Annotated in this window: 19 protein-coding genes; 9 read left to right on the top strand and 10 right to left on the bottom strand. The window is 66.2% G+C overall.

What is annotated here, in order from left to right; genetic code table 11:
* Window positions 1-8 precede the first annotated feature (8 nt).
* Window positions 9-785 carry a carboxymuconolactone decarboxylase family protein gene (locus tag AC1DYG_RS08900; RefSeq protein ID WP_477639508.1) on the bottom strand — a complete coding sequence of 259 codons (777 nt, stop codon included), beginning with the start codon at window positions 783-785 and terminating at the stop codon, window positions 9-11.
* Window positions 786-973: 188 nt separating this feature from the next.
* Window positions 974-1,852, bottom strand: coding sequence for a helix-turn-helix transcriptional regulator (locus AC1DYG_RS08895; RefSeq protein ID WP_477639507.1), 879 nt, complete (start codon window positions 1,850-1,852; stop codon window positions 974-976).
* A gap of 101 nt (window positions 1,853-1,953) precedes the next feature.
* On the opposite strand from AC1DYG_RS08895, the gene AC1DYG_RS08890 reads away from it, so the two are divergent.
* From AC1DYG_RS08890 to AC1DYG_RS08880, 3 genes are read left to right on the top strand one after another with little or no spacing between them, the layout of a single operon-like run.
* A complete protein-coding gene (locus tag AC1DYG_RS08890) occupies window positions 1,954-2,520 on the top strand; it encodes a cyclophilin-like fold protein (RefSeq protein WP_477639506.1) in 567 nt (188 codons plus the stop codon).
* Between the two features lie 2 nt (window positions 2,521-2,522).
* Complete coding sequence (locus tag AC1DYG_RS08885; protein ID WP_477639505.1) at window positions 2,523-3,791, top strand: multidrug effflux MFS transporter; 1,269 nt, start codon at window positions 2,523-2,525, stop codon at window positions 3,789-3,791.
* On the top strand, window positions 3,760-4,011 hold the full coding sequence (locus tag AC1DYG_RS08880) for a DUF1801 domain-containing protein (protein WP_477639504.1): 252 nt from the start codon (window positions 3,760-3,762) through the stop codon (window positions 4,009-4,011). The genes AC1DYG_RS08885 and AC1DYG_RS08880 overlap by 32 nt, the downstream gene beginning before the upstream one ends.
* Window positions 4,012-4,057: 46 nt before the next feature.
* On the opposite strand, the gene AC1DYG_RS08875 is transcribed toward AC1DYG_RS08880, so the two are convergent.
* From AC1DYG_RS08875 to AC1DYG_RS08865, 3 genes are all read right to left on the bottom strand, one after another.
* Complete coding sequence (locus AC1DYG_RS08875; protein WP_477639503.1) at window positions 4,058-4,714, bottom strand: hypothetical protein; 657 nt, start codon at window positions 4,712-4,714, stop codon at window positions 4,058-4,060.
* Window positions 4,715-4,842: 128 nt separating this feature from the next.
* Window positions 4,843-5,811, bottom strand: coding sequence for a hypothetical protein (locus AC1DYG_RS08870; RefSeq protein WP_477639502.1), 969 nt, complete (start codon window positions 5,809-5,811; stop codon window positions 4,843-4,845).
* Window positions 5,812-6,158: 347 nt separating this feature from the next.
* Complete coding sequence (locus AC1DYG_RS08865; protein ID WP_477639501.1) at window positions 6,159-6,404, bottom strand: hypothetical protein; 246 nt, start codon at window positions 6,402-6,404, stop codon at window positions 6,159-6,161.
* 459 nt (window positions 6,405-6,863) lie between these two features.
* Between AC1DYG_RS08865 and AC1DYG_RS08860 the strand changes: the two genes are divergently transcribed.
* The 4 genes from AC1DYG_RS08860 (at window position 6,864) to AC1DYG_RS08845 (ending at window position 14,205) form a co-directional block, all read left to right on the top strand.
* The gene (locus AC1DYG_RS08860; protein WP_477639500.1) at window positions 6,864-9,365 is read left to right on the top strand and encodes a P-loop NTPase fold protein; all 2,502 of its coding nucleotides are present in this window, start codon (window positions 6,864-6,866) and stop codon (window positions 9,363-9,365) included.
* A 75-nt stretch (window positions 9,366-9,440) separates the two neighbouring features.
* Complete coding sequence (locus tag AC1DYG_RS08855; RefSeq protein ID WP_477639499.1) at window positions 9,441-10,937, top strand: cobyric acid synthase; 1,497 nt, start codon at window positions 9,441-9,443, stop codon at window positions 10,935-10,937.
* Window positions 10,938-11,445: 508 nt separating this feature from the next.
* Entirely contained in the window at window positions 11,446-13,461 is a 2,016-nt protein-coding gene (locus AC1DYG_RS08850) for an Ig-like domain-containing protein (protein ID WP_477639498.1), read from the top strand.
* Window positions 13,462-13,611: 150 nt separating this feature from the next.
* Window positions 13,612-14,205 carry a DUF2231 domain-containing protein gene (locus tag AC1DYG_RS08845; RefSeq protein ID WP_477639497.1) on the top strand — a complete coding sequence of 198 codons (594 nt, stop codon included), beginning with the start codon at window positions 13,612-13,614 and terminating at the stop codon, window positions 14,203-14,205.
* Window positions 14,206-14,384: 179 nt separating this feature from the next.
* Here the strand turns inward: AC1DYG_RS08845 and AC1DYG_RS08840 are convergent, their stop codons facing one another.
* Both AC1DYG_RS08840 and AC1DYG_RS08835 read right to left on the bottom strand, forming a co-directional pair.
* Complete coding sequence (locus AC1DYG_RS08840; RefSeq protein ID WP_477639496.1) at window positions 14,385-14,507, bottom strand: hypothetical protein; 123 nt, start codon at window positions 14,505-14,507, stop codon at window positions 14,385-14,387.
* Window positions 14,508-14,553: 46 nt separating this feature from the next.
* The gene (locus AC1DYG_RS08835; RefSeq protein ID WP_477639495.1) at window positions 14,554-15,228 is read right to left on the bottom strand and encodes a TetR/AcrR family transcriptional regulator; all 675 of its coding nucleotides are present in this window, start codon (window positions 15,226-15,228) and stop codon (window positions 14,554-14,556) included.
* A gap of 104 nt (window positions 15,229-15,332) precedes the next feature.
* Here AC1DYG_RS08835 and AC1DYG_RS08830 point away from each other — a divergent pair, with 104 nt between their 5' ends.
* The gene (locus AC1DYG_RS08830) at window positions 15,333-16,040 is read left to right on the top strand and encodes a hypothetical protein (protein WP_477639494.1); all 708 of its coding nucleotides are present in this window, start codon (window positions 15,333-15,335) and stop codon (window positions 16,038-16,040) included.
* A gap of 336 nt (window positions 16,041-16,376) precedes the next feature.
* Here the strand turns inward: AC1DYG_RS08830 and AC1DYG_RS08825 are convergent, their stop codons facing one another.
* The 3 genes from AC1DYG_RS08825 to AC1DYG_RS08815 form a co-directional block, all read right to left on the bottom strand.
* The gene (locus AC1DYG_RS08825) at window positions 16,377-17,405 is read right to left on the bottom strand and encodes a DUF2510 domain-containing protein (RefSeq protein WP_477639493.1); all 1,029 of its coding nucleotides are present in this window, start codon (window positions 17,403-17,405) and stop codon (window positions 16,377-16,379) included.
* A gap of 311 nt (window positions 17,406-17,716) precedes the next feature.
* Window positions 17,717-18,556, bottom strand: a complete 840-nt coding sequence (locus AC1DYG_RS08820; RefSeq protein WP_477639492.1) for a hypothetical protein — start codon at window positions 18,554-18,556, stop codon at window positions 17,717-17,719.
* A gap of 1,352 nt (window positions 18,557-19,908) precedes the next feature.
* Window positions 19,909-21,663 (bottom strand): diadenylate cyclase, encoded by a 1,755-nt coding sequence (locus AC1DYG_RS08815; RefSeq protein WP_477639491.1) that lies wholly within the window; start codon window positions 21,661-21,663, stop codon window positions 19,909-19,911.
* 363 nt (window positions 21,664-22,026) lie between these two features.
* Between AC1DYG_RS08815 and AC1DYG_RS08810 the strand changes: the two genes are divergently transcribed.
* Window positions 22,027-22,887 carry a hypothetical protein gene (locus tag AC1DYG_RS08810; protein ID WP_477639490.1) on the top strand — a complete coding sequence of 287 codons (861 nt, stop codon included), beginning with the start codon at window positions 22,027-22,029 and terminating at the stop codon, window positions 22,885-22,887.
* Window positions 22,888-23,122: the final 235 nt, after the last annotated feature.

The following is a 23,122-nucleotide window of genomic DNA, read 5'->3' as shown; positions in this document are numbered from 1 at the left end:
GCTGGTGGCTACAGGTCCTTGACCGCCCGGATCGCGGCGACGGTGCGCGGGAATCCGACGTAGGGGAAGCAGTGGACCAGGGCGGCGACCACTTCGGTCTTGGTGTTGCCGGTTTGGAGGCAGGCACGGCCGTGGGGGCCGAGCTGAGCGGCGGTGTCGCCGATGGTGGCTAGCGCGCAGAGCACCAGCAGCTCGCGCTGGGCCAGCGGGAGTCCGTCTCGGGTATAGAAGTCGCCGAAGCAGAACTCGGTGAGGAACTGGGGAAGTGCCGTGTTGAACGGTTCGGGCAGATCGGCCAGGTTGTCCTTGATCTCGTTGCCGTACAGAGGTGCCTGGACGGCGAGGCCTTTGCTGTACCGCTCGGCCTCGATGACGGTGCTCTGCTCCGGCAGCGGTAGCGGGATCCCTCTGGCGCGGAAGACCTCGTTGATCGTCGCGACCGCGTTGAGGGTGCGGGGGAAACCGATGAACGGTGCCAGCTGGTAGATGGCCTCGCGGATGGCCACGGGCTCGACACCGACGTTGAGCGCGGCGCCCGTGTGGGACTTCAGCTGCGGCAAGCTTTGCAGGCAGGCCAACACGGTCACGGTGATGAGCTCACGGGTTTGGTCGTCCAGCACACCGGTGTCGAAGACGTCTCCGAAGATGAACCCGCGCAGGATGCGCATCAGCTCCGGATCGTCGTCCGGCGCAGCCACGTCACGTGGCCCGAACAGGCGCTCATACGTCGCCTCGGCATGCGCCTGACGTTCGGAGACATCAGAGCCTTGGACGTCGTCAGCCATGTGGGCACTGTCGCTTCCACTCTCACGCCCGTCAAGTTCCGGCAGGAGTGCGCATCGCCACCAGGGGATGCGACCCGTTCGTAGGGTCGTCGCTTTCGAAAGCACGCGACCGACCCAAGCGGCAGTCGGTCGGCGGCGCCGCCAAACAGGCGGATGTCACACCCTGTTGTTTCGGTCTTCAGGCTCGTTCACGTCGTCCGGACGGTTTCGCTTTGCTGTGTGGCTGCCCATGAGGCGAGCAGTGCGAGGGCTTGGGCGGTGGGGGATGCGGGTTCGGCGGTGAAGATGGTCATGCTGAGGCCGGGTTCGGACCTGAGGTCCATGGTTTCGTAGGCGAGGTCGAGTTGGCCGACGACGTGGTGGTGGTAGTGCTTGGTGCCGCCGGCGTGGGTGCGGACGTTGTGGGCTCCCCATCGGCGGCGGAACTCGTCGCTGCGGGTGGACAGCTCGCCCACGAGGTCTTGGAGGGCTTTGTCGTGCGGGTCTTGGCCGGCGGCGGTGCGCAGGTTGGCGACGGTGATGTCGGCGGTGTAGTCCCAGTCGGGGTAGAGCCGGTGCGAGGCGGCGTCGAGGAAGGCGAACCTGGCCAGGTTGGGCGGACGGGTCGTGTCGGCGTACACGTCGGCGTACAGCGCGCGCCCGAGGTGGTTGGCGGCAAGTAGGTCGGACCTGTTGTTCCCGACTATTGCCGGCCCGATGGTGATCGAGTCAAGCGCCCATTGCAGGCTCGGGGGCGGCGCCCACTGCGCGGGGTTGCGTCGGCGGGGGCGCATGGCCGCCGCGGTGCCGTCGGCGGCTTGGGCCAGGAGGAAGAGGTGGCGGCGTTCGGCGTCGTCGAGCTGCAGGGCCCGGCCGATCGCGTCGAGGACACCCGCCGATACGCCGCCCAGTGCGCCGCGTTCGAGCTTGGCGTAGTACTCCACGCTCATCCCAGCCAAGGCTGCCACCTCGCTGCGGCGCAGTCCGGGGACCCGGCGCTGCCCCGCTTGGGGGACCCCAGCCTGCGCGGGAGTGACCTTGGCTCGTCGCGAGGTCAGGAACTCGCGGACTTCGGCTCGGTTGTCCACGTGGACCACGGTACGACCGCGATCGGCGATCAGGGATGCCCTGTCAGTACACCCATCATCAGTGACTTTTCCAGGCGGCGCGGTGACGGTGTCCTTGCAGCATGAACCTTGCACCCCGACTCCGGCCCCGCCTCTGGGCGGGCGCAGCATTGGTCCCCGCGTCCGTCGTTGCGGTGCTGGCGTGCTGGTTGCTGGCTGGCCCTGTTGGCCCCGGCTCGACGCTGCTGCCCGCTGACCAGGCCTCTGCCACCGTCGCACGCGCCGGCGTGGCCCCGGCTGTGGGGAGCGTCCTGCTTCGCGTCCCCGACGGACTGGCGACGGTCACCCTTGATGACAGTCCGGCGGCGCGGGCGTTTGCCGCGAGGTTGCCGCTGCGGGTGTCCTTGGACGACCCGATGGGTCAGGCGAAGTCCGGGCAGCTGCCGTCGCCGATCGACGTCACCGGCGCAGCGCGCGTGTTCGACCCGAGCGTGGGCGTTCTGTACTACTGGGCGCCGAGCCATACGGTCGCGGTCTTCTATGACGACCTGGGTCAGTCCGTCCCCGCGCCTGGCTTGGTCCGGCTCGGAGTCGTGGTCAGCGGGCTCTCCGCGATCAGTACGTCGGGCAACGACTTCTCCGTCCGGATCGAGCCGGCTGCCGGCACCGTCACGCTGATGGGGTCCTGAACGTGGAGACCACCCCACCCCTTGTCGGCCCGGGACGCGCGATGTCGTCGGGGGCAGCCGCGGTGACCCGTGGTGTTCCGGTGATCCTGGCGCTGCTCACGGTCTTGGGCCCGGCGTCCATGGATCTCTACCTGCCGGTTCTGCCCGCTCTGGCGCGGGATCTGGGCTCGAGCACGTCGTCCGCGCAGCTGACCATGACCACCTGCCTGCTCGGGTTGGCGCTCGGCCAGGTGCTCGCGGGACCGGTCTCTGACCGCTACGGTCGCCGTCGCCCGTTGATTCTCGGCCTGGTCATCTTCGTCATCGCGTCGGCGTTGTGTGCGTTCAGCACCTCCGTCGCCGTTCTCATCGCCCTGCGTCTCGTCCAGGGTTTGGCCGGCGCGGTCGGCCTCGTGATCGCCCAAGCTGCGGGACGCGACATCTACGAGGGGCGGCAGCTGACGCGCTACTACGGTCGCATCGTCGTGCTGTCCGGGCTGGCTGCGATCGTCGCGCCGGTGATCGGAGGGCCGCTGGCGACGGTGCTCGACTGGCGAGGCTTCTTCGTCGTTCTTGCCGCGATCGGCGGGGTCGTCCTGCTCTCGGTCGTCTTCGGGTTCCGGGAGACACTGCCCGTCGGCCATCGGGTGAGTGGGGGCGCTCGGAGCACCGGCGGACACGTCCGGACCCTCGCTGGGGATCGCCTCTTCCTCGGTGCGATGCTCGCCAGCGCCTTCACCTCCGCTGCCTACTTCGCCTATCTCGCGGGGGCGTCGTTCGTCCTGCAGGACATCTACGCCCTGTCCCCGGCCGCCTACTCCCTGGTGTTCGGTCTCAATGCCGCAGGATTCGCGCTGTTCGGATTTCTGGGCGGACGCGCTGCGGAACGCTGGTCGGAGAGGCTGGCGCTCATCCTCGGTCTCGGGGTCATCGCCGTGGGCGCGGGCGGCCTCCTGGCAACGGCGCTGATCCATCTGCCGTTGCCGTTCGCGGTCGTGTCGTTCTTCGCCATTGCGGCCGGTGCCGCTGCGGTCTCGCCACCGGCGACATCGCTGGCCCTGGCCGACTATCCACAGTTCGCCGGCACCGCGTCTTCCATCCTCGGCGTGACCCGATTCGCGGCGGGCGCTCTCACCGCCCCCCTGGTGGGCCTGGGCGGATCGATGACGATGGTCCCCCTCGGCATCGTCACGGTAGCCAGCACGACCCTTGCTGCGACGGCATACGTCTGGTTCGTTCGCAGACCGCAGCTATCGCTACGTGTCGCCCGCCGATCCGCGCAGGCACGGTGATTGGCCGAAGACCGGGTTCTCGCCGCGCAAGACGCAGTTGTCCCTGTTCGGCCTCAAGGATCTGCCCGAGGGCGCCGCGTTGCTGCCGTCGCTGGGGACGTACACGGAAGGCGCGGGCTGCGTCTATGTCAAGACGCTCAGCGACATCGATCTTGACGTTCTGCGCCAGTTGATCGCGATTGCCTGGTCTCGGCCAGACGACCCGACGTCGACGGCGTGAGGACGGCCTGGCAGGACGACTTGGCCGCCGACAGGCTGGCCAAGCGTCAGGGTTTCCCGCCTTCCCCGCCTTCCTCCTCCTCGCTCCCGGTCCAGTCCGGGTCCTTCTCCGGCGGGTCGGTTGGCTCCACAGGCGGGTCTTCGAGTTCGGGGATGCGCGCGGCGCCGAGTAGCTTGTTGACGTTGAAGTTGGCGGGCGTCTCGATCAGCCTCCACGGGTTGGAGACCGACTTGTTGATCTCCGGCAGGAGGGTGTGAAGGCTGGTGTCCCTCGTCACCGCCTCCATCTCGAGCCCCATGCACGCTCCGTACTGCCACAACGCGGCACACAGGTTCTGTAGCCGGGCGTTCGTACTGGCGTTGGACAGGTTGAGCTCGGTCACGAGCTGTTGCAGCCGCACGGTGGCATAGAACGCTTTCGCTCCACTGTTGGCCATCGCGTCAGTGATCTCGCCGTAGCCCTGCGCCTGGACGGCGCCGTCCCGGAGATCCACCCAGCCCCGCAGACCGTCCTGGACCAGCGCCATCTGAGCGGCGATGTCATCCCACTGGGCCTGAGGGATGTTGGTGTCGTTCATCATGGCCACGGACGCCGCATCCCACTCCAGGTTCCAGAAGCGCATCGTCTCGATATAGGGCGGATTGAGGAACTCGCGCAGCAGCACGGGCGAGATGACCAAGCCCTTCGGGATCGTCTTGAACACCGCCTTCGCGTTCCGGTTCTGGAAGGGAAAGCTGGACGAGCTGCTGGAACTGCTCGAGCCACTGGTACTGCTAGAGCTACTGGAACTACTCGAGCTGCTCGAACTGCCTGTGCCGGTGGGTTGGCTGCTCATCGCAACGACACCTTTCCCGTGGCGAACTCAACATCGCAGGCGAAGTTCGCCCCGACGACGCGCGGGACTGCCAGGTAGCAGCCCGAGGGCAGCATGTACTGCCCCTGGAATGGTCGGTGCAGGTCGAAAGAGGTCATCTTCGCCTTGCCGGTGGCGCCTACCATCATGCCGAGGAAGACGGCATACGAGCCGATCTTCATGAGCTTGCCGAACGTTGGCCCGTCCAGCCAGAAGATCCCGACCAAAGTGGCCTCCACCCGGCCCGCGAGAACGGCTGCCTTGGGTGCGGCCTTCGCCGATCCGGCGGCCAGGAACGAGGCCGCTGAGGTGATTGGCATCGCACTGGTGGCCCTCGGCGGAAGAGTGGTGAGGTTGTACTTGGTGTCGACCAGGTCGGCAGGGATCTGGTAGCCGCCCAGGTCGGATACGCGGAGGGCGAGGTACTGCTCGGACACCTCGGCCGAGGGGCTGTGCGACGGCTTCGACTGGACCTCGAAGTCCTGGTAGGACCGGCTGCTGGACTGGCTCGTGCCCACGCCCAGAGTCGCCGTCAGGGTGTCCCCGAAGAAGCCGAGTGAACCCGACGTCGAGGAGCCCGATGACGACGAACCCGACACCGCGGAACCGTCGGGCGTCGACGTGTCCATGACAAAGGGCGACGTGTGCGACGGCGCGAGGGTCAGCGGACCCACAGGCGGAGGCCCGCTCGCCGGGACGACGGCATCGAAGGTCATCTTCACGTCGAGCGCGTGGGTGTAGAACCCGCGGTTGGCCGGTTCGTCCCGGATCATGGTGCCGGGGGTGAAGGTCGACCCGGCCAGGTCCGCCACGACGTAGCACTCCTCACCCTTGCTGGGGTTCGTCACATCGGCCGGCTGAATGTACCCGGCGACCGTCAGGACCAGGTGCAGGTCGGCGGTCTGTGTCCCGCCCGGGAACGGGCTGTCGTTCGGTGCGATCGGCAAAGTGAAGTCGTTCGGGTACCGCAGGGTTTCAGGGCCCCAAGCTCGCTGGGCTGCCGAGGTCAACGCCATGACGTACTTCCCTTCGGAGGAGTCAGACTCGCGAGCGGCCAGGGCCCCCACGGGCCCGTCCAGGTATGCCGCACGGTGGACGCCGTCTGCGCGGCACCGCAGCCCGGCAGGGGGAACCTGACGCCGGGTTGCCACTTGGTTGCCGGAACCAGTATTTGCCCACGATCGGCCACGTCGGAACCGTCATGTTACGTATGCACCCAGCGGCCCTCGTTTGTTCTTCGTGTCGAGAGCAAGTCGTGGGCCAAACTTCGTCAGGTATGCCGCGCTGCGCCGCCTCAGCGCGCGAGGTCGGCGCTGCCGCGGGGCACCCGGTGACGTCCCTGCTCGGGTCGCGGGGGAGCGGTGCGTGCCGACGTGAGCGGCGAGGGCAGGAGGGCGCCGACGGTGAGCCCCGCGAGACCTGCCAGGTACTCGTTCACCTGCTGGCCACGCACCGACAGGTAGATCACTGCTCCCAGCGTCGCCAGGGCTGCCACGACCATCGCCAGGCTCGAGACCCGGGCTGTGAATTCGTCACGCATGACGACCTCCAACTTTGGGCTGGGCAGGTCGCCCAAACCCTTGTCCTCAAAGAGGAAGCAGCCGGGTTGCTGATACGTCGGGCGGCTTTCGGTGTTCCACCATGGTTCGACTCTCGCCCCGATTCCGAACCATCAATCCCTTACGTTCGAGCGCGATCTACAGCAGTTGCAGGAGATATGCCCTGTCTGTGCGTGCCAACATCGTTATGGGTGTACTTGTTGGTCGAGTCTCCCCGCGCAAGATGAGCAGGCGCGAGCGCATTGAAGCGGGGGGCACACATGAGCGAGGCTCCGACAGCCGGCCTATCTCCATCCGTCCAGAGAGCGCTGGACTGGGCAAGCGCGGTGGCTCGCGTCCGCGAACGGACACCTGCGGGCGACCCTGATCCACTCGCGACCCCGAGCGACCTGTTCGTCGGCGCGATGTTGGCTCACGCAGACGCCGACGGAGAGGTCCGGGTGCTGCTGACCCACTTCGGCCTCACCGCGCGTGACATCGTCGGCGAGCAGTACGCGCGCGTGACACCTGCAAATCTCTCTGCCGTCGCTGCAACGGTGGCCGTGGGTCGACCGGTTCCGAGCGGTCCGATCGGTGGCATCGTCGACTGGGCACAGGGGCACAGCGGCGGCGATGCTCAGTTGCTCCATCTCCTCGGTGGGATGCTGTTCTCCCAGACAGAGCTGATGACGAGCTTCGAGTCGGCCTTCACCTACATCGGGGAGAGCCGACAGGCCGTCGCCTCGTCGTACGAGTCCTGGCTCTCCACTCGACCTCAGGACGGGGACCGCAGCGCCGGCGCGTCCCTGCGGGAATGGCTGCAGAGGAACAACCCGCGTGCTCCGGTCAACGTCGCGGGGTTCTCGACCGATGACATCTCGAGCCCGGACATGCCGCAACAAGACCTGGTGGGAATCTCACCGGAGGCGAACGCCCTGGCCTATCTCGTCGCCTCGCGTGATCTGGCGCCACCGCTCGCCGTTGGCCTGTTCGGCGACTGGGGGAGCGGAAAGAGCTTCTTGATGCGAGACGTGCGCAATCGCGTCGGGGGCTTGGTGGCGTTGAGCGAGGGACAACCACAGCACGAAGCAGCCATTTGGAAGAACATCCAGCACATCGAGTTCAACGCCTGGGAGTACGTGCAAGGCGATCTCTGGGCAGGGTTGCTCGAGAAGATCTTCCAGAAGCTCGGCACGGCTCTCCAGACGCGCACGCTCGTCGAAGAACGGCAGGAGCCGGTCCGGACGCGATGGACTGAGCAGCTCGTCGTGGTCGAGAGCGCCAAACACGCCAAGGAGGAGCTCGGGATCCAGGTTGAGGCCGCGGCGATTGACGTGACCAACGCCAGCGCAGCTCTCACTCAGCGAAAGGAGGAGGCGGGCCAGCTGGAGGGGACCGTGCCAGAGGCCACCAGGATCGCCGCTGCCACAGTGCTCAGCGAACTTTGGTCCGATGAGCGGGTAAAGGAGCTCGGAACCAACGCGGACGGGCTGCTCACCGCTCTCGACGAGGCATGGGAGGAGGTGCGTCAGGGCAAAGCACTCCTGGGTCCCTACTGGAAGGACTGGCGCCGCGTCGCCCTATTGTCCGCAGCGGTCGCGGTGGTGCCATTGGTGACTTGGCTGGCCGAGTGGCTCACGGGTATCGGTGAGGTGACCTCAGGGCTCGCCGGTCTGGCCGCGGGGGTGCCCGTGCTCATCGCCTGGCTGCGGCTCTTCACGAGCTGGAGCCAGAAGCAGCGGCTCTCGATCGCGAAGGCCCAGGAGCAGGTGCGAGCGACGCATCAGGCACCCGTTGCCGAGGCACAGCGCGAATTGGCCCTGGCGCAAGCCCGACATGCCGAGATGGTGAAGGCACTGTCGGATCAGACCGCCACCGTGGCCCAGGAGAAGCAGCGAGCACTCGAGCTCGAGGCAGAACTCACAGCCCTGACCCCTGGGCGGGTGTTCACTGAGTTCGCAGACAAGCGAAGCACCGACTACCGGGCACAGCTCGGCTTCCTCGGGACTGTCCGGGCTGATCTGAGGACGATCGAAACCGAGATCACCAAGAACAACCAGAACGCCGTTGCGCCGGCCCCCGATGGGCAGCCTTCACACAACGTGCAGATCCCCAACCGGATCGTGCTCTACATCGATGATCTTGACCGATGCCCACCCGCGAAGGTCGTCCAGGTCCTGGAGGCGGTGCATTTGTTGCTGGCCTTCCCGTTGTTCGTCGTCTTCGTCGCAGTCGACTCGCGTTGGCTCTCCTCGGCGCTCCTGGAGCAACTTCATGCTCTGCGGGCTCAGGACAAGAAGACCTCTTCGAATGGGCTCCCCACGGCACGCGACTACCTGGAGAAGATCTTCCAGCTCCCGTTCTGGGTGCAGCCTCTGTCTGGGGATGATCGCCGAAACATCGTGTCCGGCCTACTCGCACCAACAGTGCGGGGGGATTCCACCGAAGGCGGCAACATTGCGCCCGGCGAGCTGACCGTCGACAAATCACGGTCTGAAGCCCTTGACGCGATGATCGGCCAGAGCGGCACCGGCCTCAGGCTCGAAACGAGCTCGTTGGCCTTGACTCCCACCGAGCTGGAGTTCGTCGCCAGTCTCGGTCCACTCCTCGGTGAAACACCTCGGCGCATCAAGCGCTTCGTGAACACCGTGCAATTCGTGCTCTCGGTGCGGCCGCCCCTCTCAGGCGACGGCCCGCACTCACCTCGACTGGCCGCCGCCCTGTTCGCAGCCATCCATGAAGGCACGCCCGGCATTGCGCGTGAGTTCTTCAAGGAGTCCAAAGAGAACGAGCCGTTGGACGTCGCGGTCAAGGCGCTGAGCGCCGATGATGCCGAGCGTGTCCGGCTGTCGGCGTGGCTGGACCAGCCCGCCAATCAGCACTGGAGGCAAGTGACGCCACACATCATTGGTGAGCGATGCCAGATGGTGCAGCGGCTCAGCTTCGACCGTCCCACACAGTGACCCCAGGGGCGGAGCTGCCTGAGCGGACTCCACCCGTCAGCAGGTTCCTCACCGTGGGTTCGTAGGCTATGCAGGGTGAAGGGGTCACTGCTGGTCGCCGGGACGACTTCTGATGCGGGCAAAAGCGTTGTGACCACTGGGCTTTGCCGGCTGCTGGCCCGCCGCGGGGTTAGCGTTGCTCCCTTCAAGGCCCAGAACATGTCGAACAACTCGATGGTCGTCGCCGGCCCCGACGGCCTGGGCGCCGAGATCGGACGCGCCCAGTGGATCCAGGCCGTTGCTGCCGGGGCCACCCCCGAAGTGGCGATGAACCCCGTCCTGCTCAAACCGGGGAGTGACCGGCGCAGCCACGTCGTCCTCAACGGGCTCCCTGCCGGCTCGATCTCCTCGGCCGAGTTCGCAGGGTCGCGAAGTTTGCTCGCGAAGGCGGCCTTCGCGGCATACGACGACCTGGTGAGCCGTTTCGACGTCGTGATCTGCGAAGGCGCTGGAAGCCCCACCGAGATCAACCTGCGCGAGCACGACTACATCAACATGGGACTGGCGCAGCATGCCGACATCCCCGTGATCGTCGTTGGAGACATCGACCGAGGCGGGCTGTATGCCGCGTTGCATGGCACCGTGGCGCTGCTGCAGCCAGCGGACCAGCGACTTGTGGCTGGGTTCGTGGTGAACAAGTTCCGCGGGGACGAGACCCTGCTCGAACCGGCCAACCGCGAGATCGAACGCATCACCGGTCGCGCGGTGCTCGGGGTGATCCCCTGGAGCAAGGCCGTTTGGCTGGACTCAGAGGATGGCCTCGACCTCGCCGGACGAGGAGCCGAGGCGGAGAACCCCTTGGTCGTCGCGGTGGTGAGGTTCCCGCGGATCAGCAACTTCACCGACCTGGACGCCCTCGGCCTGGAACCCCACGTCGACGTGAGGTTCGCCTCCCGGCCCCAGGACCTCGCCGACGCCGACCTCGTCGTGCTCCCGGGGACCCGATCGACCATCGCGGACCTAGCCTGGCTGCGGCGTCGCGGCCTTGACCGCGCCGTGGTCACCCATGCCGCCGCCGGACGCCCCGTGCTCGGCATCTGTGGCGGGTTCCAGATGCTTGGACGCACGATCAGTGACCCGGATGGTGTCGAGGGCCCGGCCGGGACGGTGGCCGAGGGGCTGGGGCTGCTCGACACCACGACCACGTTTGCGCGCGAGAAGGTCTTGCGCCTCTCGCACGGAACGGCTTTGGGGGCAACGGTATCCGGCTACGAGATCCACCACGGGGTGACCACCATCGGCGCGGAGGAGGAGTTCTTCGGCGGAGCCCGCCGCCGGCACGTGCTCGGGACGATGGTGCACGGCAGCTTGGAGTCCGATGAGTTCCGGCGCCGGATCCTGGACGAGGTGGCTGCGTCGGTGGGGCGCACGTATGCCGCCAGTGGAGTCAGCTTCGCGGCGGCCCGACAGGCGCGGCTCGACTTGCTGGCCGACCTGTTTGAGACGTGCGTCGACATGGACGCCGTCGACGCACTGATCAACAACGGAGCACCGTCCGGGCTACCGATTCTGCCGCCCGGGGAATCTCGATGACCTGCGCCTTTGTGGACTTCGCCGAGTAGTTCCTTGTTTGGCGGGAGTCTTGCCCTTCGATGAAGGATCGCGCCTCCGGACCCTGGGCCGGACTAGTCCGATCGCGCGATGACCGTCCGTGGGTCCGCTGGAATACTCCCCGCAGGAGCGCTGGTTCGTCACTGCGGCACGGAGGTGCCTTATGCACAAGTTCGTGCCGGCTGCCGCGAGCGCTGCGGTTGTCCTTTCTCTCGCCACCGTCCCGATTCCCAGCGCCCAAGCCCATAGCGAACACACATGGCGTGGGTTCGTCACCGCGGAGCAGCACGTCAGGACCGAGTTCCCGGGCGGTTCGTGGAGCTCGATCGACATGTCGTTGCGGTTCGAGTCCGAGAGCGATCTTGCGGACCCGACACAGACCACGATGACGTTCTCTTACCACCGGCGGCAGTTCCTCCCTGCCATCGTCCCCGGAGTCAGCTGCTCTCAGACCAGCGACATCGTCGGGAGCGGCACCGTCCCGGCCTCCGTGACCGTCCTCTTCAGCGCCACAGACGCCTACGTGATCCAGACGCAGCCGGCGGCCGAGACCGAGCACACCGAGACCGTCACGCTGGCCGGGGCGGACTCCTGCGCCGACGTGATCACCCAACCCAACGGCACGAACGTCGGCTTTCAGTCCATCCCGTATATCTCCCCGACTGCGGTCGGGCCGGACCCGCTGCGCCTGGTCGGCGAGACGGTCGTCGAGACAGGCCAGGGGGTCTCAGGGCCCGGCACGTGGGCCTGGGACATCGCGGACGTCAACCAAGCACCTCACGGCGTTGACGACGTCGGCGCGACCGACGCCGGCGTTGGCGTGGTCATCGCCGTACTGGACAACGACACCGATCCCGACGGCGACGCACTGGACGTGGCGTCGGTCGACGACCCGGCCAACGGGAGCGCCGTCGTCGACCGTGGCGGTGCGACGACGACAATCCGATACACACCGGACCCCGACTTCGCCGGTGCGGACGTGTTCGGTTACCAGCTCGCCGACTCACACGGGGCCACGGACACCGCATCCGTGCGAGTAACGGTCGCCGGAGCAACAGGCACGATCGTGATCCAGAAGACGACCGTCGCATTCGGCGCAGATCAGGCTTTCACGTTCACCGGTGCGGTCCCGGCATCGCTCGCCGACGGCCAGAGCGTGCAGGCGACGAGGTTGGCGGGCAAGGCATACACCGTCACCGAAGCGGCGACGGCGGGCTGGGACCTGACTGGGCTGACCTGCGACGCGCCGGGCACCGAGGTCGTCCTCGGCACCCGGTCAGCCACCTTCACGCTGTCCGTGGGTGCCACCGTCACGTGCCGGTTCACCAATACCCAGCGCGGCAGAATCCTGGTCGACGCCGTGACCGACCCCAGCGGCCAGGCCCAGTCGTTCGATTTCGGCCTGACCGGCGGCCCTGACGCCCTCATCCAGACCTTCACCCTGATCGACACGGTGCCCCCTCACGACAGCGGGCTCATCAAGCCAGGGACGTATTCGGTCAACGAGAACACTCCGTTCCCCGCCGGCTGGCAACTCTCGAGCGCCTCTTGCAGCGACGGCAGCCCCGTCACGGCGGTGGCCGTGTCGGCCGGCGAGACCGTCACCTGCACCTTCACCAACAATGCGCGGGGCAAGGTCGACGTGGTCAAGACCCTTAGGGGCGGCGCCATCCCATCGGGTTCGCCGTCCACCTTCACCTTCCAGCTGCGGCAGGGCGCCTCCCTCATCGACAGCGGCACCACACTGGAGACGCTCGCGGCCAATGCCCTCAACCTCGGAGAGGTGCACTTCAACACACCGTTGACCCCAGGGCAGACGTACCAGATGTGCGAGATCGTGATGCCCGGATGGGCAACGACGCTCGGCACATTTGTGCCTGACTCGTTCCTGCCACCGAACGGCGTCGCTCCTGACCCGACGGTCGACAACAGCATCCTGTGCGCTAATTTCACTGCCTCGGCCGGGCCGGCCTTGCAGTTCAGGATCGACAACACACCGCCTCCTGGCGGCCGCGCGCTGACGATCGGCTTCTGGAAGAACTGGGCTTCATGCACCAAGTCAAATGGTGGGCAGAGGCCTGTCATGGACCAGACGCTCGCCGGCGCGGAGCCGTACGGGATCGTGATGTCTGCGACTGCGGGCGGATACCCGGCCTTTGGATCGACGTTCCACTTAGCCCTCCACGGCTCGGCCTCGACACCGAGCGCGGCACCTGATTGCCTCAAGGCCGTCAGGCTCCTCGACAAGTCGACCACCAGCACCGGCGCGAAGAAGGCCAGCGATCCGGCGTTCAACCTGTCGGCGCAGTTGCTAGCCGCCGAGCTGAACTACACAGCGGGTGCCGGGAAGACGCCCGCCGTCACGACCGCTATCACCCAAGCGGTCCTGATGTTGGGTAAGTACACGTTCACCGGCGCGGGATACAGCGGCAAGATCAGCGCGGCCGACGTCGCGACCATGAACAACCTGGCCAAACTGCTGGACAACTACAACAACAACGCTTGACGGATTCCGGTCTCGCGCACTCGCGGCGGAATGCGCCACCGCGAGCGCGCCGCACGGATCTCGTGTTGACGGTGTGAGTGTCGGGGAGCAACTTTGTATGCGAGGGCGCCAAAGGATGCCGTCGATGTACAGGTCCGCGAGGAGAAGCGAATGAGCTCAATCGAACGCCCCGCGATCGTGCGCTGGACCCTGAGGCTCGAAGAGACCACCGGCCTCGACCGGCCAGTACAAGCGCTCGAGCCGTCAATCCAGTCCATGTTCGGCACCGGGAGACGCGCTTCGGTGCTGCGCGGCGATTGGTTGGGTCACGCGGTCCATCCGCTACTCACCGACGTCGTACTCGGCACCTGGACTTCGGCCACCGTGCTTGACATCTTCGGCGGCCCCAACTCGTCCGCAGCCGCGCAAAGGCTCGTCGGCACGGGCCTCCTGGCGGCCGGACCCACAGCCTGGGCCGGCTGGGCCGAGTGGTCGGCAGCGGGGCCGCGCGAGAAGCGAGTTGGCCTCGTGCACGCGGTCACCAACGCCGTCGCGATCAGTGCCTACGCGGCGTCGTGGGTCGCCCGCAGGAATGGCCGACACGGCACCGGCGCCAGGCTTGCGTTGGCCGGAGCGACCGTCTCCGGAGTGGGTGCCTACTTGGGCGGGCACCTGACAGAGGCACGCAAGGTGGCCAGCCGCCATCCTGCCTACGAGGACGCTCCCTCAGAGCCTGCGTGGCACGCTGCCGGGGGCCAGCGCTAAACGGAAACACGCACTCACGAGCCGCAGAGTTTCGGGATGGCGGAACCGACATGCCGTCTCCATTTGCCCGGCGGCTTGTATGGCAGCCAGCAACGGCGTTGTCGATCCGGGCAACGGGGCACTGGCGGCGGAAAGACCCGCATAGGTCCAACGGGTTGGGGTAATCCGGCACACGCAGCTCAGCGCAGGAGCAAGTTGAGCCCGACTATCAGCACCACCGAGAGAAGCACCGACACGAGGATCATCCCTGAGGCAGCCTGCAGCGCCCCGCGGGGTCGGACGTCGACGTTTCCTATTCGCATGGGCCCTCTCTACGGTCCGTGTGGCCTTGTAGCGGCGCGAGGGTTCCTAATCGGAGGTTCTGAGGCGCTCGAGGCCGGCCAGGACGAGGTCGAGGCCGAAGACGAACTCCTCTGCCGGGTCGTAGCCGGCAGCGACGAGCGCCGCGGCGGATTCGTTGAGGAAGGGGAACTGGTCAGGAGGAAGCTGGGGCAGGAAGACGTTCGCCGCCATGTCCGCGAACTCATCGGCGCTGTCGAACGGCAGGCTGCTTGCCTGGAGTGCGAAGCCGTAGACGTAGCCGTCGAGCATCCAGTGGGCGTGCGTCGCCATCACCACCGAGAAGCCGGCCTTGCGCAAGCAGGCGGTGACCGCTTCGCGGTGGCGCAGGTGTGCCGGCCCCGGCGAGGTCCGCGACTCCATCAGGCCGATCGCCCAGGGGTGGCGGGCGAGAACGTCTCGGGCGGAGACCGACCGCTTCCGCATCGCCGACTGCCAATCGGCCCCCTCAGGCGGGAGCTCGATCTCCGCGAACACGACGTCGGTCATGGCGTCCAGCAACTCCTCCTTGCCCGCCACATAGTGGTAGAGCGACATCGCGCCGGCGCCCAGCTCGCCCGCCAGTCGGCGCATGCTCAACTCGCCGACGCCCTCGCGGTCGGCGAGCCGGACTGCCTCGACCACCACCCGCTGCTTGCTGAGCCCTACCTCTGACGCGACCTGTCGTTGCTTCCCTGCAGCCACGGGCTACTTCGCTCCCTCCAACGGTTGTTGACAATGGTACGGCGTACGTTCATAGTACGACGTACGAGTACAGTGTACGAACCGTCTGGAACAGGGAGCATGAGATGAGATCGCTACAGGAAACCGCCGCCGCCACCGCCGCCGGGCAAGGCCACAGTCGGCTCGATCGAGGCCGGCTCGTCGGCGTCGCGGCAATCGCGCTCGCAGTCTCGGTGATGATCGAAAACGTCGTGCTGGCGGCAACGGGCGCAACGTCCTTCGGCGCTCCGATCGAAGAAGTGCTGGCCTACTACGCGGCCAACCGCGGCGCGGTCGCGATCGCGTCCGGCCTGGTGGCGGTGTATCTGCCGCTGCTCCTCGTGTTCGTGACCGGCCTGCACGGCCTGGTGGAACGGGGTGGCGGAGCGGGCTCGGACTGGTCGCGCGTCGCCGTGGCCGCTGGCGCAGCGTTGTCGGCTATCTTCGTGGTGGTCAATGTGCTGCAGGTCGGGCTCGCCCTTTCTGCCGGTGGGCTCGCGGAGCCGACGGCCGCGTTCGAGCTCGTCTGGCAGGTGCACGCGGCGGCCTTCGCCCTTGCACTGCCCATGGTCGGCGCCACCCTTGTCGGCGCGGCCCTCGCCGCGCACGCGAGCGGGCTGACTCCGCCTTGGCAGCGGCGGCTGGGCCTGGGGGGCGGGAGCTTGCTGCTCGTCGCAGGGGTCGGGAACCTTGCGATCGCCGACGGCTCAGCGCTGATCTTCGTCGGGCTCGCCGGGTTCGCGGCCTGGTTGGTCTGGCTCGTCGCGACGGGCGTGCGCCTCGCCCGGTCATGACCACCATGAGGGCTGCGCTGAGGTCGCGCACACGGGCGCGGTCTACGCAGGTTCCGCGCCGATGCAACTGCCCTGAACGCGGCGGTATGACGCGACCCCCTAAGTCCTGCGGTAGATAGCGACGCTCTGGTCCCCGTCGCTATGGCCGAAGCGTCCGGCACCGGCGTCCTTGTACAGGCCCCCCGCAGCGCCAGAGCTACGAGCGACACATGGACTGGTGGTGACTCACTCGCAACTACGCAGAGCGCGGCTTCTCCTCCGGGGCCTGAACGCCCGCGGAGAGGTCACTCTTGAAGGGTGGAGCCGGATCGGAACCGGGCAGTCTTCACTGCACCGTTACGCCTCCTCGATGCCGTCGAGCCACCGTCTGGTCACCTCGTGGGCCTTGGCGACCTGCAGCGTGAGCTCGGCACGCAGCGGTGACCCCTTGAGTACAGCCCGACACAGCGGCAGGCGACCCTTGCTGGCGATGAAGTCGACCACGTCGAGGATTTTCTCCGACATGCCCTTGGTCAGTTCGCCCACACGATGTCCACCGAGCCGCACCTCCACGGCGCGGTATGCCGTCGAGCGTGGCGTCTTCTGCACGTCAATGGCATGCAAGGTCACGGCGACATGGCGGTCCCGATCTGAGACGAATGGTCCGAGGACGTCCATGTGCTGCTCTTCGCATGTCACCTGCATCGCACCGCCATGTGGCAACGTCTGATAAGCCTCGTCAGGCGGCTCGTTGAACGACTGGACGCCATCAGGTGGCGGCAGGATCACCGTAACGCTGCCTCGGACATCGCCACCCTCGTCGTACGCCCAAACCCGCCCGTCGACCCGCAGGTACTCGCCCCGCTCAGCTAGATCGGCCAAGGCCGGGTGGTAGGCCGCCGCCGCGTCCCGCGGCAGGAAGCCGACGTGCTCTCCCTGGACCCAAACGGCAACGGCGCTTGGGTCGTGTGGGTTGCCGGGGTCAGCGACGATCGCCGCGGGGAGGCCATTCATCTCGGCTCCGTAGTCACCGCGTGGCGGCCGGTTGCGCTTGAGCAGGGCACGAAACGCGTTGTCGTAGTGCGACTCCCCGGCCACGTTCTGCCATGAGTTTGCCTTGGCCCAAGGCTCAACCGGCCTGCCCGTCGGGCTGGCCGTCTGATAGGCCCCGCGAGCAGGCTTGACCTGAGCGGGATCTGGCTGTCGGGTGAATGTAGCGGCTTCCGGTTGCGCTGTCGCGACTTGCGCAGCTTGCTGGAGAGGGTGGTAGTTATCGGTCCATGCCTGCCCGTCCCACCAACGCAGGAAGCCCGGGCGGTCAGGCGCCGGATGCCAAGCGGCCGGCGAGGGGACGGCCGAGTCCTTCGATCTGTTGAACAAACCCATGACGTGTACTCCCCGCAGCGGCTCTGACCGAACGGCTCAGACTAACCTTGGACACTGCCCTCCTTGTGTGGAATCACGGCAATTACGGCCCCCTTGGACCGAGCCCTCGCTTGTCTTGTTGAGGTGGCTCGCCCACCTCGGCTGAAGACCCGGACAACTCAGCGGTCAGTCAAGCACCACGTCGGTGACCATCTCGAGGGGCGCATCTGCGTGGGGCAGGATGACGCGGCGAAAGGACGCGCCGGCTGCATGCCGGATGTACGGCAGACCTAGGTCTTGCCCAAGACCTCCGCCAGAGCAGGGTGGTTCGATCAGCCTGTGCGCGCCAGCGACCTCAAGCCCACGATTGTGAGGACACTTGCGCAGCTCTGCTCGACCAGCCATTGCGTGCTGGGCTCGTCGTAGAGGGCCTTGGTCGAATCCGACGCGGCGGCAGCCATCGATGGTTGGAGTGTGACGTACTCCTGCATCGACTCACGCTGCTGGCGCCCCGCGACAACGAAGTCCGCAAGGCCAAGGCGACGCTGAGTGATTAGGCGCATGCCTTCGAGCTTGGCTCGGATGATGTCGGTGACGGCCTCCGTGGATAGCGGAGCCGAGTGGTGGCCAAGCGCCTTGCTAATGCCGTCGAAGTCGGGCTCGAACACGTTGCTAATGGCAATGCGGAGGGAGGCCTCGTCGTCGAGCTCGCCGCGGTAGGCAATATCCATGAGCAATGACTCAAGAATGCTCCGGGACTGTTGGGAAGCGGTAGTCGACGCGAGTTGTGCTGTCATCTCGAGGGCATGGCGCCGGGCCTCGGCCAGGCTCGATCTCGGATCCGCTAGCCAGGTGACGAACGCCCGGTGCGCCTGCTGGTTCGACACGTGGGCGGTCGGGAAGTACAGCCAGAGGGCGACCGGAATGCGTGCCAAACCCGATATCGATAGGCCCTCGTGTCGATGGTGAAGCAAGGTCAGAAGCAACATTCGTTGGGAGGGGCTATACAGAGCCGGTCGGGATCCCTTCCCTCGGCCGCTGGGCCGGCGCAGAGGGGCATCGAGCAGACCCTTAGCCGTCCAGTCGCGCACGAGCCTGATCGAGGCGTTGTAGCCGGCGTCGGAGGCGTCTTGGACGAGATCAGTGATGGTGCCGGGCTTATTGATCTCCACCCAATGGAAATTACACGTGATCCGGAGCGGAGACGCCTACCGAGGAAGCGCGTCGTCAGGCAGTCTCAAAGCACCAGCTGTCATTCGGCAGAAGGGACAACCTCCAAGGCCAAACGCAGGAGAAGAACGATGATCGGGAAACCACGACCACCATCCGAGGGCGACATCCAGGCATACCTGGCGCTCGCGGCAGCTTTGGCGTCGCTAGGAATTCTCCCGCGACCCTGGCAAAAGACGCTGGGCACGCTGAGTTCAATTGTGTGGCTCGCGAGCCGCCTCTGACGCGGCTCGCCGACAGGCAGGCGCTGCGGTAGGGCAAAGCTGGAGCCCAGCCGGCCCCTCGAGTCACGCCGCTGGCAAGCGCGAAAAGACGCACTCGGATCCGCACTCATGTCGATGAGCGCGCGCCTGTTGAGAGCGGTGAGGCCCCTGTCACGGGGCTCGATGGCAACTTCGGTCTCCAACCTGTAGGGCGCCACCAGACCCGGGCCCAGAACGGTGGACTCGTCCGCATACACCTTGCCGATGGTGATGCCACCGCGGGCGAAGTACCCGTTAAGGGCGAGGTTGCGCTGGAACTGTCCCGTCCGCTCCGTGCCGCCCAGGTCCTTCTACTGCGCCACGACCCCGCGGCCGCGCGACCAGGGCATGGCCATCTGCAGGATGGCGAGGATGGAGTCGACCCGCGTCGGCGGCTCGAGGCATCTTCGACACGATCCGCTCGAGCCACTCGTCCGCCCGGGCCGATGCCGCCTGCGAATGACGGGTCTGGTCGGTGTCCATGCCGCGGCGTCCGCTTACGCGCCGAGTGCCGATGAGTGGGCGAAGGCCCCGTCGAGGTGGCACGATCCAGCCATGACGACAGAGGGTGACGAGCGGTGCCCAGAGTGCGGCGAGCTATTGACGCCAGGCGACGTGACTGGCGAAACCTACAGTCACGAGACACACGAGCTGGTGCTGACTGGGCCTCTCGTTTGTGAGAACCGGGATTGCCCGACCAACGACAGCGACCTGGCGCCCGCTGCCGAGGAGCAATCGCAGCTGCCGTGAACAGCGAAGAGTCCGAGCCGGAAGGCGGCTCAGGAGCGGACCAGGGCCCGAGCGTCCTGTAAGGGTCACGCTGGAGTTGCTGCAGTGTGATCGGTCTCGCCGCGACGAGCGTTGCCGGTCCAATCTCGGCGCCTTCGTGACCGCGCCCTGCGCGGACACCCCAAACCGTCCTTCGACCCCGGATTCGAGTTGGCGGCCCCGCTCTCACCCCGCGCCGTGGGCCGGGATAGCGGGACGCGCAGCGACCGTCCGCGTCGCGGGATATCTGACTGCCCACCATCTATGGGGCACGCCGCGCCTTATCAATCGATGAAGTATGAGTCGTCCATCAGCGGATCGGCCGCGAGGGGCCGGTGGTCGACACGCATATGCGAAGAGTTCCAGCGAATGTCTTCGACACGTTCCGTCGCTTCGTTGACCGCTCGGGCTTGATGCTCGGTTAGGTAGAACCTGAGCGACGCGACCTCTTCCCGGGACTTGAAGACCTGCTCGAAGTTGACCGTGCTCGATCGGGCGGCAGCGAGGAACACCCCGACGGCGTCGTCCACCTGGGCGCGGGACACCCGGCGCTGCAGTTCTGGATGTACATCGATCATGCCGTCCTCGGACACGATGACGATCATGCAATTGGCGCTCGTGCTCTGTAGGTAGCGGACGGCGGAGTTGTAGCGCGCCCCTCTGCCCGCGTCACCCTTGCCCCCAGCTGTTCCGTCCAGAATGGCTCCGCCGGCATGACAGATGCCGTCGGGCGACAGCATGACGGCACCGTCGATGTCAGTGAAAAGCGCGACGGTGGATTCGGTCAGGTAGGTCGGCTCGATCTGAATGGCCTGCGGCAACAGCCGCACAACCTCCGCTGCCGCCGCGTCGGTGATCACCAGCATCGTTCCGTGGGCTGCTTCGCCGGCGGCGACCGCGATAGACCACAGTCGGGCGACGCTGTCGTCATCGATGCCGCTGAAAAGACGCTTCGCGGTATCCGTGAATCGTTCGGCCGACATCTTCGGCTTTGGCAGCAGCGGACGCCCGTTCTCGACCCGCATGAGGGCGGACGATGCGTGGCTCAGTTCCCAGGCCCCCCGTCCGAGTACGACTATCTTGAACACCTCCTCCGACGACTCGTCGTAGGCGTCATTGAGTCGGCCGAGGCCGTACAGGCCGTCGCCGTCACACAGCAGCGACTCATCGGCGGTCGCCATTTGCAACAACTTGCGGATCTGCCGCTCTGCGCCGAGGCGAGTCGCCTGGCTGAATCGGATCGTTGACGAAACGGCCGGGTGATCCACCCTCGCCAACAGCACCGACCCCGCGCCAGCGCGGCCCTCGTATGGTGTCGTGACCAGAGTTCTGAGGGCGTCATACAGCCCGTGAGCGAGGAAGTTCCCGCTCATTGTTGCCGCGGAATAGACCAGCCGACGGGCGGCCACGGCAACCGCGTCAGTGGCCGGGTCCTCCGACTGGGCCAATAGGCTGGATGGCGGTTCACGCATTGCCAGGGAAGCGCTGGCCTTCTCCAGCAGGGCGGTTGCGACTCCATGCTGCAGCGAGCGAGTCATCGCCATCCGAGAATGCACCCGCGTGTGTATCGCCGGAAGGCTCTCGAACGCATGCCTGTCCACTCCAAGGACGGGATGCACCTCGTACTCTCCGACCGGCTGAGAGGGACCGCTGAAGAAGATCAGCTCAGGATCCGTTGAGATGCCCTCGAGGGCCCGGCAGAGGGCCTCACTCCGGTGACGGTCTCGGTACTGGCGATGGCGGGCTTCGTTCATGCCCTCACCGGTGTGGAATATGTTGGCATCGTCGCTGGCCAGGTACGCGTCCTCGCCGGCCTGAACCACGCCTTCCAGAGCGTCTGGCCGGACGGGACCATCCTCGGGTTCAACGCAGAGATCGAACGCTGCAGAACCGCCGGGGCGCGCAAAGCCGATCAGCAGAGCGACCGGCTGAAGGGACTCAGCACCGATTTTGGTGAACGCGGATTCCGCTGCGGATTCCAATGACATCCGGAAGTACGGTTGCCAACCCCACATGAACCGTTCGATGCTCCTCGACATTTTCGCGACCCTTCTGCGCCTTCCGACCCGCGTTGCAAGACCGTCAGGCACGCGGTACTGCACGGTCCCGAACCCTATGCGAAATCGCCAAACGTAAGGGATCGGCGACGCTGCGCTCGGTACCGGCGTTCCGACACGAGCCGCTCTGCCGCCTGTTCGGGCCGTTTGCCTGCATGGTCCCGGACGCCCGGATGACGTGGTTCGGTTGACGTAAGCGCGCACGCACTCCAAGGTCTGCTGGCAAGATGCGGTCGTGATCATCGACGAGCGACAGACTACGGACGACACAGCTTCTGGCGCGCGCGACGAAGCCAGCAACATCAGGGCCAACCAGAGACCGGCTCGTGACTAGGGCCCCAACAAATGGATGAGTTCGTTTGGACACCACCAGGTCTTTCGGAGGACGAGGCTCTCGCCTTCTTGGCAACTCGGCGAGGGATCCCGGAAAACGCTCGTGCCGAGGTCCTCCGCTGGTTAATTCGGGACCTGTACGACCACCAATCAGTCAATCTCGACGAGTATCTAAAGTTCCAAACAGCCCTGCGTCGCCCCTTGGGCCTACTTCCCGGGAAGAGCACAACCATCGGCGCCCTGCGCAAGTGGCTCGCCGAGCTGGACGAAGGCACGCTGACAGCCCTTGTGGATTTCCGCCTGTCGAGTTCCTTCCCGCGGCCGGCATTCGACGCTCAACCTCGGGACGCGGTCGCGGCGATCAAGACCATTCTCTACTCATCGAACTCAAGCTGGACCGTCGGCGACCGCAATGGTCGGTGGGGACTGATCGAGGCCCTTCCAGAGGCAGTGATTAACACTTCCAAGGCTGTCGTCTCTCAATCCGGTAAGGCGAGCCAACTGCTGAACTCCGCGTGGACCAATGCATTCGGCGTCGACAAGCGTCCGAGCCACGCCTACTTCGATGCCGTTCGAGCGGTCGAGGTCTTCTCATGTCCGCTGATATCACCAAGAGACCGGACTGCCACGCTTGGCAAGGACATCAACGTCCTCAGCAACAAGCCTGAGGATTGGGTCTTTGCCTTGTCGGGCGACAGGTCTGTTGAGCGAATGCTGGGGGCTCTTCGACTCCTTTGGCACAGCCAGACGGACCGACACGGCCGGGAAGACTACGAAGATGTAGGTGTCGGTGAGGCTCAGGCTGCCGTACTCCTGGCGACGACGATCGTCGGCTGGCTCTCGCAGGGCCTCTTGAAGCGGACTGGCGGATAAGGCTCGTCAGCTAAACGTACGTGGCTGAGCTGGGCGATCCTCTCGCGAGTCGTGACGGCACAACCGAGTCATTCTGGGCGGTGCGTCTGTGAGGATCGCCTTTGCAGCCTGATGGTGATGGGCTGTGGGTTGGCGGCTGCGGGTGTGACCCCCGGTGTGACTGGCTTTCGTGCCTTGGTGCGACGTGTCCGCTCGCGGTCGCCGGCCCCGGCCCGGTCGGAGGAGCTGGCCTGAT

Source organism: Pedococcus sp. P1_H8 (assembly GCF_056405175.1).
This window is presented reverse-complemented; position numbering and strand designations above follow the sequence as displayed.